The 15,290-nt window shown below is 70.8% G+C and carries 11 protein-coding genes; 8 read left to right on the forward strand and 3 right to left on the reverse strand.

Features of this window, described 5'->3' with window-relative positions; genetic code table 11:
- Positions 1 to 601 precede the first annotated feature (601 nt).
- Positions 602 to 1,030 (reverse strand): DUF1761 domain-containing protein, encoded by a 429-nt coding sequence (locus tag J2Y69_RS06720; RefSeq protein WP_310018854.1) that lies wholly within the window; start codon positions 1,028 to 1,030, stop codon positions 602 to 604.
- Positions 1,031 to 1,197: 167 nt separating this feature from the next.
- Here J2Y69_RS06720 and J2Y69_RS06725 point away from each other — a divergent pair, with 167 nt between their 5' ends.
- The 3 genes from J2Y69_RS06725 (at position 1,198) to J2Y69_RS06735 (ending at position 5,074) form a co-directional block, all read left to right on the forward strand.
- Positions 1,198 to 2,133 carry a 2-hydroxyacid dehydrogenase gene (locus tag J2Y69_RS06725; protein ID WP_310018856.1) on the forward strand — a complete coding sequence of 312 codons (936 nt, stop codon included), beginning with the start codon at positions 1,198 to 1,200 and terminating at the stop codon, positions 2,131 to 2,133.
- 235 nt (positions 2,134 to 2,368) lie between these two features.
- The gene (locus J2Y69_RS06730; RefSeq protein WP_310018859.1) at positions 2,369 to 4,030 is read left to right on the forward strand and encodes a glycoside hydrolase family 13 protein; all 1,662 of its coding nucleotides are present in this window, start codon (positions 2,369 to 2,371) and stop codon (positions 4,028 to 4,030) included.
- A 30-nt stretch (positions 4,031 to 4,060) separates the two neighbouring features.
- Positions 4,061 to 5,074 (forward strand): LacI family DNA-binding transcriptional regulator, encoded by a 1,014-nt coding sequence (locus tag J2Y69_RS06735; RefSeq protein ID WP_310018861.1) that lies wholly within the window; start codon positions 4,061 to 4,063, stop codon positions 5,072 to 5,074.
- A 299-nt stretch (positions 5,075 to 5,373) separates the two neighbouring features.
- Here J2Y69_RS06735 and J2Y69_RS06740 read toward each other — a convergent pair whose 3' ends face one another.
- Positions 5,374 to 6,567, reverse strand: a complete 1,194-nt coding sequence (locus J2Y69_RS06740; protein ID WP_310018863.1) for an MFS transporter — start codon at positions 6,565 to 6,567, stop codon at positions 5,374 to 5,376.
- A 66-nt stretch (positions 6,568 to 6,633) separates the two neighbouring features.
- Here J2Y69_RS06740 and J2Y69_RS06745 point away from each other — a divergent pair, with 66 nt between their 5' ends.
- Positions 6,634 to 7,848 carry an amidohydrolase gene (locus J2Y69_RS06745; protein WP_310018865.1) on the forward strand — a complete coding sequence of 405 codons (1,215 nt, stop codon included), beginning with the start codon at positions 6,634 to 6,636 and terminating at the stop codon, positions 7,846 to 7,848.
- A 236-nt stretch (positions 7,849 to 8,084) separates the two neighbouring features.
- On the opposite strand, the gene J2Y69_RS06750 is transcribed toward J2Y69_RS06745, so the two are convergent.
- Positions 8,085 to 8,789, reverse strand: a complete 705-nt coding sequence (locus J2Y69_RS06750; RefSeq protein ID WP_310018867.1) for a GTP pyrophosphokinase — start codon at positions 8,787 to 8,789, stop codon at positions 8,085 to 8,087.
- A 237-nt stretch (positions 8,790 to 9,026) separates the two neighbouring features.
- Between J2Y69_RS06750 and J2Y69_RS06755 the strand changes: the two genes are divergently transcribed.
- The 4 genes from J2Y69_RS06755 to kdpB all read left to right on the forward strand — a co-directional run bounded on the left by J2Y69_RS06755 (position 9,027) and on the right by kdpB (position 15,263).
- Positions 9,027 to 11,000, forward strand: coding sequence for an APC family permease (locus J2Y69_RS06755; protein WP_310019322.1), 1,974 nt, complete (start codon positions 9,027 to 9,029; stop codon positions 10,998 to 11,000).
- Positions 11,001 to 11,315: 315 nt separating this feature from the next.
- Positions 11,316 to 11,405: a potassium-transporting ATPase subunit F gene (locus tag J2Y69_RS06760; protein WP_310018869.1), complete on the forward strand. Its 90-nt coding sequence runs from the start codon at positions 11,316 to 11,318 to the stop codon at positions 11,403 to 11,405.
- The gene (gene kdpA / locus J2Y69_RS06765; protein ID WP_310018871.1) at positions 11,405 to 13,087 is read left to right on the forward strand and encodes a potassium-transporting ATPase subunit KdpA; all 1,683 of its coding nucleotides are present in this window, start codon (positions 11,405 to 11,407) and stop codon (positions 13,085 to 13,087) included. Before J2Y69_RS06760 ends, kdpA begins: the two co-directional genes overlap by 1 nt.
- Position 13,088: 1 nt before the next feature.
- The gene (gene kdpB / locus J2Y69_RS06770; protein WP_310018873.1) at positions 13,089 to 15,263 is read left to right on the forward strand and encodes a potassium-transporting ATPase subunit KdpB; all 2,175 of its coding nucleotides are present in this window, start codon (positions 13,089 to 13,091) and stop codon (positions 15,261 to 15,263) included.
- Positions 15,264 to 15,290: the final 27 nt, after the last annotated feature.

A 15,290-nucleotide genomic window follows, 5' to 3' on the forward strand; every position in this document is an offset into this window, starting at 1 on the left:
GGACGTTTGACCCCGATCGAATTCGAGACCATCATGACCAACAACCTGGCCCTCGCGGCCTAACCGAAACTGTCACCAGTTCGTTCAGCAGACCCGTCCGTCATAACCTGGGACACTCACCCGACCCCAGACACCCCTGCTAGTCCGGGACACTCGCCCTGGCCCGGGACACCCGCACTTCTGTCGGACGAATTCACCACCGTCGGCCCGAGTCAGCAATCCAGGCCGACCAGATTCAATCCATCCGACAAACGTGAACACCCATGTCCCGAATCTGGTCCCCTCCAACTCCCGGGCCTGAACCAACCAGGTCCCGGCATCTACCCGTCCTGGCCAGGACACCTGCACTCCGTCGGCCGATCGCACTCCCGTCGGCCCAAATCAGCAATCCGGGCCGACCAGGTTCAATCCATCCGACAAACGTGAACGCCCGCGTCCCGAATTTGGTCCTCTGCGCCCCCGACCACGGAACCGAGCCCGAAGCTGGACCTGAAGCCAAACCTGGATCCGCCCCGGACCGGAACCACCGGGGCCAGACCAGCACCGGGAGCCAGACCAGCACCGGAGCCAGACCAGCACCGGGGGCCAGACCAGCACCGGATCAGGCCAGCACCGGGGGCCAGACGCCGATGATCAGGGCCATGATGACGACCGTGACCAGCTCGTGGGCGATGTTCATCACGGTGAGCGAGGTCGGCCGCCCCTCGAAGGCGTCGTGCGTGATGAAGCGCGCCGCCGTGAAACCGGCCCAGAGGGTGACGCCCGTGACCAGGGCCGACGCGAAGAACGCGCCGCCGTAGAAGTGGAACGCGATCGCCGAGGCGCCGGCCAGCACCCAGGCGGTCAGGAAGCTCACGACGACCGTGACGAGGATCGCGACGACGGGACTGCCGTTCGGGTTGTCCAGATCGACCTTCGCCAGCCGCGCCCAACGGGTGCCGAAGACACCGCGGGCGTACCAGATCGAGCCGACGACCATGCTCGACGCCGTCGCCAGCAGAACAGCCCAGTAGTTGATCTCAGGAACCATCGGTCCTCCTCGGTCCGGGCACGCGCCGTCGCGTGGCGGTGCCTGAAGCGTAGTCCTGCCGGGGAGCCCGTGGGGGTGTGCCGGCTGTCCTCCCGGTCACGAGTCGGGGATCATCCGTTCAGGATCACGCAGGATCAGTGCGGGATCAGTGCGGCTAGGGTCGAAGGGTGAGCCTCGTCGTCACCGTTCCGTCCGACCGTCTCGCCGCCGGCCTCGGCGCCCTTCCGGAGGGGGTCGAGCTGCATGTCTGGGACCTGCGGACCCCGCCCCCGGCCGATCGCCTGGATCTGGTCGTCCCGCCGTACATGGGGACCACGGAGTCCCTCGCGGCGCTCGAGGGACTGGACGTCGGGCTCGTGCAGAGCCAGTCGATCGGCTATGACGGCGTCGCCGACGCGCTGCCCGCCGGGATGCCGTTCGCCAATGCCGCGAGCGTGCACGAGGCATCGACCGCTGAGCTCGCCGTCGCGCTCATGCTCGCCGCACAGCGTCAGCTCCCCCGTTTCGTCCGCGCGCAGGACAGGGGCGAGTGGGATCCGGTCTTCGCGGACAGCCTCGCCGACCGCCGTGTGCTCCTGATCGGTTTCGGCGGCGTTGGCACGGCCATCGCCCGACGTCTGGCCCCGTTCGAGGTCGCGCTGAGCGCCGTCGCGCGGACGGCGCGTCCGGTCTCCGTCGACGGCATCGGCGAGGTCGCCGTGCACGGGCTGGACGAGCTGCCGCGGCTCCTCCCCGACGCCGAGATCGTGGTGCTGAGCCTTCCCGGGGGTGAGGAGACCCGGCATTTCCTGGACGCGGACCTCCTGTCCCGGATGGCGGACGGCGCGCTCCTGGTGAACGTCGGACGGGGATCGATCGTCGATACCGATGCGCTGCGCGCCGAGCTCGAGTCCGGGCGCCTGCGCGCAGCCCTCGACGTGCTGGAGGAGGAGCCCCTGCCTGCCGGGCACCCGCTGTGGTCCGCGCCGAATCTGCTGATCAGCCCGCATGTCGGCGGGGCGTCCACGGCGATGAACCCGAGGATCGCGCGGCTGGTGCGCGCGCAGATCGATCGGCTGCTGCGCGGCGAGGCCCCGCGGAACGTCGTCCTGCCCGCACGCTGAACCGGGCTCCCTGCCCTGGCGCCGCGCACGTTTCTGCCCGCATGGACGTACGTTTCTGCCCCGCCGTGGCAGTTGTTGCGGGTTGACACGCCTGGCAACCCACCAGAACTGCCACGGCGGGGCAGAAACGGTTGCACGAGGACGGGCGCCGAACATCGGCCGACCCCGACCCCGGCCCGGCCCCGGCCCCGGCCCTACTCGCCATACTGCAAGCGCTTGCAGTAGCGTGGGGCGCATGCCTGAGCTCGAGCAGAAGTCCGCACCCGGTTCCGAATGGTGGCGGTCCGCCGTCATCTACCAGATCTACCCCCGCTCCTTCGCCGACGCCTCGGGCGACGGCATCGGCGACCTCCCCGGCATCACGTCCCGCCTGGACTCACTGAAGCAGCTCGGGATCGACGCGATCTGGCTGAGCCCGTTCATGACGAGCCCGCAGAAGGACGCCGGGTACGACGTCGCCGACTACCGCGACGTCGACCCCCTCTTCGGCACCCTCGCCGACTTCGACGAGATGCTCGCCCAGGCCCACGCCCGGAGCATCCGCGTGATCGTCGACCTGGTGCCCAACCACTCCTCCGACCAGCACGTCTGGTTCCAGGCCGCCCTGAAGGCGGCGCCCGGGAGCCCCGAGCGCGCGCGCTACATCTTCCGCGACGGCAAGGGCGAGCACGGCGAGCTGCCCCCGAACAACTGGGAGTCGGTCTTCGGCGGCGGGATGTGGGAGCGGATCACCGAGGCCGACGGCACACCCGGCCAGTGGTACCTGCACATCTTCGACGCCTCGCAGCCCGACTTCGACTGGACCAACGAGGAGGTCCGCGAGGAGTTCCGCTCCACTCTGCGGTTCTGGCTCGACCGCGGCGTCGACGGCTTCCGGGTCGACGTGGCGCACGGCATGATCAAGGCCGCCGGCCTCCCGGACTACTCCCCGGGCGACGGCGCCGACTCCATGGGCGGCGACCAGGACGAGGTGCCCTACTGGGGGCAGGACGGCGTCCACGACATCTACCGCGACTGGCACAAGGTGCTCGCCGAGTACGACGGCGACCGCGCCCTCTGCGGCGAGGCGTGGCTGCCGACCCTGGAGAAGACGGCGCTGTGGGTCCGCCCCGACGAGATGCACCAGACGTTCAACTTCCCGTACCTGATGACCCCGTGGGACGCGAAGGCGCTGCGGGACGTCATCCGCGAGTCGCTCGACCGGTTCGGAGCCGTGGGGGCGCCCAGCACCTGGGTGCTCTCCAACCACGATGTCGTGCGCCACGCGACCCGCCTCGCACTCACCGCCGAGAACCCGCAGGGCGAGGGCATCGGCCCGAACACGCCCGGCAAGCCCGACCCCATGGTCGGCCTCGCCCGCGGCCGCGCGGCGACCACCGTCATGCTGGCGCTGCCCGGATCCGCCTACCTGTACCAGGGCGAGGAGCTGGGCCTCCCCGAGGCGATGGAGATCCCGGACGCGTTCCGACAGGACCCGACCTGGTTCCGCACCGAGGGCAAGCGCTACGGGCGCGACGGCTGCCGCGTGCCGCTCCCCTGGACCGCCGATGCCCCCGCCTACGGCTTCAACGACACGGGCGCCTCCTGGCTGCCCCAGCCCGCCGAGTGGGCCGACTACGCCCGCGGCGTCGAGGCGGGGACCGAGGGATCCACCCTCGAGCTGTACCGCACCCTCCTCGCCGAGCGTCGCGGTCGCGGGCTCGGGTCGGGTTCGCTCGTCTGGGAGGACCTCGGCGAGGACGCCGTCGCGTTCCGCCGCGGAGACCTGCACGTGGCCGCCAACCTGGGGGACGCGCCGCTGGACCTCGGCGCCGACGTCCGGTTCGTCGTCCAGAGCGAGGAGTTCCCCGGCTCGGTGCTCCCGCCGAACACCGCCGCCTGGTTCACGCGCGTCTGAGCGCGCCTCCGCTCCGCTCCGGGTGCCGACATGGTGAGCATCGACGAGGTCGCCCGCCGGGCCGGCGTCTCGACGGCGACCGTGTCCCGTGCCCTGAGCGGGCGCGGACAGGTCTCCGCCGCCTCCCGCGCGAAGGTGCGGGAGGCGGCGGACGCCCTGGGCTACGTCGTGTCCTCCCAGGCATCGGCGCTCGCCTCCGGGCGCACCCGCAATGTCGGGGTGATCGTCCCGCACCTGGACCGCTGGTTCTTCAGCACGGTGCTCTCCGGCATCTCTGACGCCCTGATGCGCGAGGGCTACGACGTGACCCTCTACAACATCACCGCGGACGAGGACGTGCGCCGCGACGTCTTCTCGACGTTCGTGCGACGGCGGCGCGTCGACGCCGTGATCGCGGTGGCGATCCGCCTCGGCGACCTGGAGGCCGACCGCCTCCTCGACCTCGGGATCCCCGTGATCGCGATCGGCGGCCCGAACCCCCGTCTCACCACCCTCACCGTGGACGACTCCGCCGTCGCCCGTCTCGCCGTCCGGCATCTGCTCGACCTCGGGCATCGCGACGTCGCCCACATCGGGGCCCGCCCGGAGTTCGATCGCGAGTTCCGGGTGCCGACCCAGCGCAGGCTCGGCTTCGAGGGCGCGCTGGCGGATGCCGGGATCGCGGCACGGCCGGACCTCGTAGAGCCGGCGGACTTCACCGTCGAGGGCGGCTATCGCGCCGCGATGCGCCTGCTCGATCGCACCGGCCCCCGACCGACCGCGATCTTCGCGGCCTCCGACGAGATGGCCGTGGGGGCGATCCTCGCCGCCCGCGACCTCGGTCTCCGCGTGCCGGAGGACCTCTCGATGATCGGGGTGGACGGCCACGATCTCGGCGCCGTCCTCCGGCTCACCACGGTCGACCAGTTCCCGCTCGACCAGGGCCGTCGCGCCGCCGCGGAGCTGCTCCGGATGCTCTCCGACCCGGACGCGAGGCCCGCGCCGACGGCTCTGCCGTTCGAGCTCGTCGTCCGCGGATCGACCGGCTCCCCCGATCGGGGGTGACCCGGGGGACGTGGGATGCCTGGGGCCCGGGGTGACCCGGCGTGACTCGGCGGCCGCACACCTGCACGACCGAATCACGGATGCACGACGGAAACCCTGATTCTCGCGTGCGTCCGTTCACGGATCGTGCAAGTGTCCCCGCCCCCCTGTCACGGCGTGGCACTAACCGCCCAGATCGACTGGGCCACGGCGTGGCACCAACCGCCCAAACCACTACAACGGCAACGGCAACGGCTCGTACATTCGCTGCCGGACCGTGCAGGCCCCGGAAGGGGGAGGGCGCCCTCCCGGGGCGACGGTCAGGCCGCGGTCACCAGGACGCGACCCTCGCGGCGGGCCACGATCGCGTGCGGGACGAAGGTGACCAGGAGGATCGCGGCCGAGAGGGGCAGCAGCGCATCGGCCGGGATGCCGCCGGCGACGGCCACGCCTCCCAGCGCCGCGCCGATCGCCGATCCGAGCGACATCGCGCTGCCGTTGAGCGCCACGACCAGGGCGACCGAGTCCGGGGCCATGCCGCCGAGGCGGGCCTGCAACGGGACGCCGGACCCGCCGTTCCCCACCGCGGATGCGAGGAACCAGAGGACCGCGGCGACCGCACCGGCAGCTCCCGGGAGCGCGAGCCCCGCGGTGCCCAGGAGCGCCACCACCACGAGCGCGCCGATGATCCCGGTGAGCACGCGCGTCGGCCGGAACCGATCGGTGAGCCGCCCCGAGACGATGTTGCCGAGGAGGCTCAGCACCCCGTAGCCGAACATCACGACCACCATCGCCAGACCGGTGCCCACCCGCGGCCCGAGGATGAGGGTCGCATAGGTGAAGCAGAGGTAGCTGGCGGTCATGATCCCCGCCGGCACGAGGAGGGCCACGAGGATCCGCCCCTGCGTGAGCGGCTGCAGTGTCCGTCGCAGCGAGAGGGGCGGGAGGTGCAGCCGCGGCACCTTGAGCACGATGCCGACAAGGGCCGCGGCTCCCACGACCGCCACCAGGATCAGCGGGATCCGCCAGTCCTCCTGTCCGATCACGAGCCCGATCGGCACGCCCAGCGCGGTCGCCGCCAGCCATCCGCCGAGGACGAGGGAGAGCGCACGGCCCCGCCGTTCCTCCGGCGTCTTGGCGATCACGTACGCGCTGACCACGGCGTTGAGGAGCGCCGCCCCGAGCGCGGAGACGATCCGCCCCGTCATCGCCCATGCATAGGTGGGCGCGACGGCCACGACCACGTTGCCGACGACGAACACGGCGAGCGCGCCGACGATCGTCCCCTTGCGCTCCCAGCGCCCCGTCAGCGCCCCGAGGACGGGGCCCGCCACGGCGCTCGTGAGCGCGAACACCGCCATGAGCTGTCCGGCGGCGGCCGGATCCACGTCGAGGTCGTCGGCGATCTGCGGGAGGAGACCCGCGAGCACGTACCCGTCGATGCCCATCGAGAAGGTCGCCACCGCGAGCCATATCAGCGCCCCGAACCCCGCCGTCCGCGACTCATCCGTCATCCGCACCAGCCCATCCAAGCAGAACCGGGCGACACCGGGCATCGCGGACCGGAATAGGCTCGCCCCATGACCATCGACCTCGACGCGCTGTTCATCGACCTGCATCAGAACCCCGAGCTGTCCTTCCAGGAGACGCGCACGGCCGCGGTCGCCGCGGGACATCTTCGCGACCTCGGGCTCACGGTGACCGAGGAGGTCGGCCGGACCGGCGTCGTCGGCGTCCTCGCGAACGGGGACGGCCCCGTGGTCTGGCTGCGCGCGGACATGGACGGCCTGCCCGTCACCGAGCAGACGGGCCTGCCGTATGCGAGCACGGCCACGGGCGTCGACCCGGACGGCAAGACCGTCGGGGTGATGCACGCCTGCGGCCACGACATGCACGTGACGGCGATGATCGGCGCCGTGGAGCGGCTGGTCGCGGCGGCGTCCGAGTGGTCCGGCACGCTGGTCGTGCTCATCCAGCCCGCCGAGGAGGTCGGCGGCGGCGCCCGCGCCATGCTCGACGACGGCCTGCTCGACCGGTTCCCGCGCCCTGACGTCGTGCTCGGACAGCATGTCACCCCGCTCCCGGCCGGGGTGATCGGCGTGCGGCCGGGGCCCCAGATGTCGGCCTCGGACGGCCTGTCCGTCGTGATGCACGGCCGCGGCGGCCACGGCTCCCGCCCGCACTCCACGGTCGACCCGATCGTGATGGCCGCGGCGACCGTGATGCGGCTGCAGACCGTCGTCTCCCGTGAGATCGACCCGCACGACCTCGCGGTCGTGACGGTCGGCGCGATCCACGCCGGCACCAAGAACAACATCATCCCGGCCGAGGCGACGCTCGACCTGAGCCTGCGGTATCCCGACGAGGCGCTGCGCGAGAAGGTGCTCGCCGCGGTGGAGCGGGTCGTCCGTGCGGAGGCGCTGGCGTCCGGCGCGCCGGAGGAGCCCACGATCCGGACCCTGCACACGCTGCCCGCGACCATCAACGACGCCGATGCCACGGCGCGCGCGACCGCGGCGTTCCGTCGGGCGTTCGGCGAGGAGCAGGTCATCGATCCCGGCCTCTTCACCGGCAGCGAGGACGTCTCCTGGTTCGCCCGCGACGCCGGAGTGCCGCTGGTCTACTGGTTCTGGGGCGGCATCGACCCCGCGCGGTTCGCCGCGGCGGTCGCGAACGGCACGCTGGAGAGCGAGATCGCCACCAACCACTCGCCCTTCTTCGCGGTGGAGATGCACCCCACGATCGAGGTCGGCGTCACCGCCCTGGTCACCGCCGCCCGCGAGTTCCTGGCCTGAGGCGCGCGCGTCACCTGTCCCGGGCGTCAGTTCATGCCCGGGCGTGGCGTGAGTTCATGCCCCGGCGTGGCAGTTCTTGCTGGTTCGGACGCCTCTCAACCCGCAAGAACTGCCACGGCGGGCAATCCAACCCGCAGAAACTGCCACGGCGGGGCACTTCCGGCGGGGCACCTCCGCACAGGCACCGGCACGGGCGACAACTCCGGGGCACTTCCAGCACCAGCGCCCAGGAACCGTCAGACCTGGATGACCCTGGGCGGAGCCGGAGGGAGGGCGCCGAGGGTCATGCCGTGCGCCTCGCGGTGCAGCTGCTCCATGCGGGCGTCGAGCTCGCTCGCGGCATCGGCCGCGCCCGTGAGGCTGTCCACGAGATGCGCGGGCACCTGGCCCTGGAACTTGTAGTGGATCTTGTGCTCGAGGCTGGCCCAGAAGTCCATCGCGATCGTCCGGAACTGCACCTCGACAGGCACCATGATCGTCCCGGTGGACAGGAACACGGGCACCTCGAGGATCGCGTGCAGACTCCGGTAGCCGTTCGGCTTGGGCGTGGTGATGTAGTCCTTGACGATCCGCACGGTCACGTCGTCCTGCGCCGTGAGGAGGTCGAACAGACGGTAGACGTCCGCGACGAAGCTGCACGTCACGCGGACGCCCGCGATGTCGGTGATGTGCTCCCGGATCGAGGCGAAGTCGGGCTCGATCCCCCGGCGCGCGACCTTCTCGACGATGCTGTCCGGCGACTTCACACGGCTCTTCACGTGCTCGATCGGGTTGTACGCGTGGTGATGCGTGAACTCGTCGCGGAGGATCGAGATCTTCGTCTCGACCTCGCGCATCCCGAACTCGTACTCGTGCAGGAAACGCTGGAACTCGTCACGGAGCTCACGAGCCTCACTGAGGGTCTGGTTCAGCGTCTCGTCATCGACGGGCACGGTGCTCATGATGCCGACGTTACGCATCCGTGATTCGAATCGCCTGTGTGTTCGTCCTCAGCGGACATGCCCGTGACGAAACCGGGACGGTTCCGCATTGCGCACTGGGTCCGAGCAGGCGTAGTCTCGCGGATCGTGGCAAACGACGGTCGTGAGTCCGCGGACGCTCCGCAGCTCGCCAAACGCATCCTTCTCGGAGACCCGCTCACCTCGGAGCAGGTGGACGACCAACTGCTCCCCAAGAGGATGGCGCTTCCGATCTTCGCCTCGGACGCGCTGAGCTCCGTCGCCTACGCGCCGCAGGAGCTCCTGATGATCCTGCTCGTGGGCGGGATGGCGTTCCTGTCGTTCACGCCGCTGGTGGCGGGCGCCGTCGTGGTCCTGCTCGTGGTGGTGGTCCTCAGCTACCGCCAGCTCATCAAGGCCTACCCCTCGGGCGGTGGCGACTACGAGGTCGCGTCGAAGAACCTCGGCGAGGTCCCCGGCGTGATCGTCGCCGCGGCGCTCCTCGTCGACTACGTGCTCACCGTCGCGGTCTCGATCGCCTCGGGCGTAGACAACATCATCTCCGCCGTCCCGGAGCTTGACCCATGGCGCGTGGAGCTCGCGGTCGGCTTCGTCGTCCTCATCGTGGTCGTGAACCTCCGCGGGGTGCGCGAGGCGTCGACCGTCTTCGCGATCCCGACCTACCTGTTCATCGGATCCGTCGTGGTCATGGTGGTCACCGGGCTCCTGCGCACCGTCTTCGGCGACGCGCCGGTCGCCTCGAGCGCCGACTACACCGTGCAGGCCGAGAGCCTCGGCCAGGCCGCCGTGATCCTGCTGGTGCTGCGCGCGTTCTCCAGCGGCTGCTCCGCGCTCACCGGGGTCGAGGCCGTCTCCAACGGCGTCCCGGCCTTCCGGATGCCCAAGATCCGCAACGCCCAGACGACGCTGGCGATGATGGGATCGATCGCCGCCCTCCTCTTCGCGGGCCTCACCGCCCTCGCCCTCATCGCCGGCGTGCACTACGCGGAGGACCCGTGCGACCTCGTCGGCTTCGACTGCTCCAACCCGCAGCCGAGCCTCATGGCGCAGGTGGCCGCCGCCACGTTCGGCGGCGGCAGCATCCCGTTCTTCATCATCCAGGCCGCCACCGCGTGCGTGCTGCTGCTCGCGGCCAACACCGCGTTCAACGGCTTCCCGCTGCTGGGGGCGGTGCTCGCCCGCGACGGCTACGCGCCCAAGGCCCTGAACACCCGCGGCGACCGCCTCGTCTTCTCCAACGGCATGATCGTGCTCGGCATCGCCGCCGCCCTCGTCCTGGTGGTGTTCCAGGCGAAGCTCACGACGCTGATCCAGCTCTACATCATCGGCGTGTTCGTGTCGTTCTCGCTCGGGCAGATCGGCATGGTGCGGCATTGGCGCCGGGTCCTGCGCGGGATCGGGGAGGAAGATCCGGACCAGGTCTCCTCGGTGCGGAGGTCCGCCTACACGGGCCTGGTCATCAACTCCATCGGCGCCGCCCTCACCGTGCTCGTGCTGCTGATCGTGACCATCACCAAGTTCACGCACGGCGCGTGGATGGTGTTCTTCGCGATCCCGGTGCTCGCGATCCTCATGATGGGCGTCAAGCGGTACTACCGGGACGTGGAGCACGAGATCACGGTCGACGACACGACCCACTTCGGATCCGAGGGCGACGTCGCCATCATCCTCGTCAGCCGCCTGCAGAAGCCGGTCATCAAGGCGATCGACTACGCGATCGCCGCCAAGCATCAGAAGACGGTGGCCCTGCACGTCGCCCTCACGCCCGAGGACGGCGTCCATCTGCAGCAGGAGTGGGCCCAGCACAACATCCCCATTCCGCTCGTGATCGTGGACTCCCCGTACCGCACCTACGTGCAACCGGTCGAGCACTTCATCCGCCAGTACCGCGAGAAGCACGGCCCGAGCGTGATGACCGTCTACCTGCCGCAGTACATCGTGGGGCACTGGTGGGAGTCCCTCCTCCACAACCGCCGAGCCCGGCGCCTGGCCAACCAGCTGATGCTCGTGCACGGCGTCTCGATCACGCTCGTGCCGTGGCTGCTCGACTCCTCCGAGCTCATCTACGGACGCCGCTCCCGGCCCCTCCCCGGCCAGCAGCGCGGCGGACGCCCCGTCTCGGCGTACAGCCCCGCCAGCCCGCGCGGACGTCGCGCACAGCGCCCCGCCGGCCCGCCCGAGCACGAGGAGTAGCGAGCCCGATCGACCGACCGCGAGACCGCAACTGCGTCCCGAGACTGCGCGAGAATATCGCAGTCTCGGGACGCAGTTGCCGTTTCGCGCGTCATAGGCGCGTAGGCACGGCACACAGCGCGCGCATGGCGGGCGCAGGGGAAACGCGAGGACTCCGCATGGGTCGGCGTCGGGGGCGTAGGGATTTCGTGAGGATCCCGTTCCGGGGCCCTCGGACGGAGTTCGATCAGTTCTCGTGCTCGATCTCATCTACCTGGCGCTGACGCTCGCGCTGTTCTCCCTCGTCGCGCTGATCGCGAAGGGGGTGGAGCGGCTGTGATCGTCTTCGAACTCATCGCCGCCGCCCTCGCGATCGCCGCCATCGGCTACCTCGTGATCGCCCTCGTCGCCCCGGAGAAGTTCTGATGGACGCGGCCACGATCTGGTTCGGCGTCCTGCAGGCGGCGACGCTCATCGCGGCCCTCGTGCTGCTCTACCGCCCCCTCGGCGACGCGATCGCCCGCGTCTACACCGGCGCACGCGATCTCCGCATCGAGCGGGGCATCTACCGGCTCATCGGCGTCGACGCGTCCTCCGAGCAGACCTGGCGCTCCTACGCCAGGGGCGTGCTCGCGTTCTCGGTCGTCGGCCTCGTGCTGCTCTACCTGCTCCAGCGCTTCCAGTCGGTCCTCCCGCTCTCGCTCGGCCTGCCGCCCGTGCCCGAGGGCCTGGCGTTCAACACCGCGGCCTCGTTCGTGGCCAACACGAACTGGCAGTCGTACTCGCCGGAGCAGACGATGGGGCACCTGGTGCAGCTCGCCGGCCTCACCGTGCAGAACTTCGTCTCGGCCGCGGTCGGCATGGCGGTCGCCATCGCCCTCGTCCGCGGGCTCGCACGCCGCGGAAGCGCCACGATCGGCAACTTCTGGGTCGACCTGATCCGCGGACTCGTGCGCCTGCTGCTGCCGATCGCCGTGATCGGTGCCCTCGCGCTCCTCGCGGGCGGCGTCGCGCAGAACCTCTCCGGCTTCACCGAGGTCCACACCCTCACCGGGGCCGCGCAGTCCATCCCCGGCGGGCCCGTCGCCTCCCAGGAGGCGATCAAGCTGCTGGGCACCAACGGCGGCGGCTTCTACAACGCCAACTCCGCGCACCCGTTCGAGAACCCGACGCCCTGGACCAACATGATCCAGATCCTGCTGATCCTCGCCATCCCGTTCTCGCTCCCCCGCGCGTTCGGCCGGATGATCGGCGACAACCGCCAGGGCTACGCGATCGCCGCCGTCATGGCGACGCTCTTCCTCGTCTCGACCTTCACGCTCTCCGCGCTCGAGCTCGCCGGACACGGCACCGCCCCGGAGCTTGCGGGAGCGGCGATGGAGGGCAAGGAGCAGCGCTTCGGGATCCTCGGGTCCACGCTCTTCGGCAGCGCCTCCACGCTCACCTCCACGGGTGCCGTGAACTCGATGCACGACTCCTACACGGCGCTCGGCGGGATGATGCCGATGCTGAACATGATGCTCGGCGAGGTCGCCCCTGGCGGTGTCGGATCGGGCCTGTACGGCATGCTCGTGCTGGCCGTGCTCGCGGTGTTCGTCGGCGGCCTGCTCGTCGGACGCACGCCGGAGTACCTCGGCAAGCGCATCGGCCCGCGGGAGATCAAGCTCGCGAGCCTCTACATCCTGGTCACCCCCGTGCTCGTGCTCAGCGGGACCGCCCTGAGCTTCGCGATCCCCGGGATCCGCGACGAGATCGTCGGCACGAGCATCCTCAACCCGGGGCCGCACGGCCTCAGCGAGGTGCTCTACGCCTTCACGTCCGCGTCGAACAACAACGGATCCGCCTTCGCCGGCCTCACCGCGAACACCCCGTGGCTGAACACGGCCCTCGGCGTCGCGATGCTCCTCGGACGCTTCCTGCCGATCGTGCTCGTGCTCGCCCTGGCCGGCTCCTTCGCCGCCCAGCAGCGCGTCCCCGAGACCGCAGGAACGCTGCCCACGCACCGTCCGCAGTTCGTCGGCCTCCTCGCCGCCGTGACGGTCATCGTCACCGCGCTCACCTACTTCCCCGTGCTCACGCTCGGGCCCCTCGCAGAAGGACTCGTCTGACATGACCCTCACCGACACCGACATCACCCGGCCCGCCGCGGCCGCGGCGGAGGACGCCCCCGCCCGCCCGCAGCGCGCCTTCGGGCCGAGGCAGCTCGTCCAGGCCCTCCCCGGGGCGCTGCGCCGCCTCAACCCCGCCACGCTCCTGCGCAACCCCGTGATCCTGCTGGTCTGGGCGGGGGCCGCGCTCACCACCGTGCTCGCGATCGCCGAGCCCTTCCTCGGCGGCGCCGGGGAGTCCGGCGGCACCGCCGTCCCCGGTGGCTTCACCTGGTCGATCGCGGTCTGGCTCTGGCTCACGGTGCTCTTCGCGAACCTCGCCGAGTCCGTCGCCGAGGGGCGGGGCAAGGCGCAGGCGGCAACCCTCAGGCGGACCCGCACGACCACCTCCGCACGGCGCGTGGTCGGCTACGACCCCGCCGGGGACGCGATCGCCGCGAAGGCCGCCACCGAGGACGTCTCCTCGGCCGACCTCCGCCTCGGCGACGTCGTCGTGGTCGTGGCCGGTGAGCCGATCCCCGGCGACGGCGACATCATCGCCGGGATCGCGACCGTGGACGAGTCCGCGATCACCGGCGAGAGCGCTCCCGTCGTCCGGGAGTCCGGCGGCGACCGCAGCGCCGTCACCGGCGGCACCCGGGTGCTCTCGGACCGGATCGTCGTCCGCATCACCTCCAAGCCCGGCGAGACGTTCGTCGATCGCATGATCGCGCTCGTCGAGGGCGCCGACCGCCAGCGCACGCCGAACGAGATCGCGCTGAACATCCTGCTCGCGAGCCTGTCGATCATCTTCCTCGTGGTCGTGCTGGCGCTGAACCCGATCGCGTCCTACTCCGCGTCGCCGGTGAGCATCCCGGTGCTCATCGCGCTCCTGGTGTGCCTGATCCCGACGACCATCGGCGCGCTCCTCTCGGCCATCGGCATCGCCGGCATGGACCGCCTGGTGCAGCGCAACGTGCTGGCGATGTCCGGACGCGCCGTCGAGGCCGCAGGAGACGTGACCACGCTGCTCCTGGACAAGACCGGGACGATCACCTACGGCAACCGCCGCGCGAGCGACGTCCGCCCCGTGACCGGCGTCGACGGGGACGAGCTGCTGCGCGCCGCCGCCCTCTCCTCCCTCGCCGACCCCACTCCGGAGGGCGCGTCGATCGTCGACCTCGCCGCCGGCCGCGGGATCGTCGTCACCTCACCGGAGGGCGCGGAGCCCGTGCCGTTCACGGCCCAGACCCGCATGAGCGGCGTGGACCTCGCCGACGGCACCCGCATCCGCAAGGGCGCCGGATCCGCCGTCCGTGCCTGGCTCGCGGCCGAGGGCGCCGACGTCGGCGCCGCGGCCGACGAGGCGGGGCGATATGCGGACGGGATCGCGGCCGACGGCGGCACGCCGCTGATGGTGGCCGTCGCGGGCCCCGCCGGCGACGGCCACGCGGACGCACGGATCCTCGGCGTCGTGCACCTCAAGGACGTCGTCAAGGACGGCCTCCGCGAGCGCTTCGACGAGCTGCGCAGCATGGGCATCCGGACGGTCATGATCACCGGCGACAACCCGCTCACGGCCAAGGCGATCGCCGCGGAGGCAGGGGTGGACGACTACCTCGCCGAGGCGACGCCGGAGGACAAGCTCGCCCTCATCCGCCGCGAGCAGGAGGGCGGACGCCTCGTCGCGATGACCGGCGACGGCACGAACGACGCCCCGGCGCTCGCCCAGGCCGACGTCGGCGTCGCGATGAACACCGGGACCTCGGCCGCCAAGGAGGCCGGGAACATGGTGGACCTCGACTCGGACCCGACCAAGCTCATCGACATCGTGCGGATCGGCAAGCAGCTGCTCATCACCCGCGGAGCCCTCACGACCTTCTCGCTGGCGAACGACATCGCGAAGTACTTCGCGATCATCCCCGCGATGTTCATGGGCGCCTTCCCCGGTCTCGCCGCGCTGAACATCATGCAGCTGCACTCGCCGGCCTCCGCCGTCACGAGCGCGATCATCTTCAACGCGATCGTGATCGTCTTCCTCATCCCGCTCGCCCTGCGCGGCGTGAAGTACCGCCCGGCCAGCGCCTCGGCGATCCTGCAGCGGAACCTCCTGATCTACGGCATCGGCGGCGTCGTCGCGCCCTTCCTGGGGATCAAGCTCATCGACCTGGTCGTCAGCCTCATCCCCGGGTTCTGACCCCGGCACCCGACGACCACCGCACAC

Origin of the sequence: Microbacterium resistens, assembly GCF_031456305.1 — a bacterium.
In the GTDB taxonomy this organism is placed as follows: domain Bacteria; phylum Actinomycetota; class Actinomycetes; order Actinomycetales; family Microbacteriaceae; genus Microbacterium; species Microbacterium resistens_A.